Genomic DNA, 234 nt, shown 5'->3' on the forward strand with positions numbered 1-234 from the left:
CATAATGGATTCATTCCAAGCATTAATCACTGAAGCAAAGAGAATAGGGCTAGTCAAAGATAACCAAACACAAGACCAATCTCCTTTAGAACTATGTGAGTATCTAGCTACATTACCATTCTGGTGTGGTAACCATACACTACACAAAGAAAATCCAGACTACAAACATACTGCTAAATGCTGCACAACACACATCGTAGGACTACCTCAACATCCAGCCACATACGAGGAGAT

The 234-nt window shown here is 39.7% G+C and carries 1 protein-coding gene; it reads left to right on the forward strand.

Annotated features, from left to right (window positions below):
- On the forward strand, positions 1-234 hold a 234-nt coding region (locus tag SAY88_RS25680), incomplete at both ends, for a hypothetical protein (RefSeq protein ID WP_332635263.1).

The organism is Halalkalibacter flavus (genome assembly GCF_036663575.1).
Taxonomy (GTDB): domain Bacteria; phylum Bacillota; class Bacilli; order Bacillales; family Bacillaceae_D; genus Halalkalibacter; species Halalkalibacter flavus.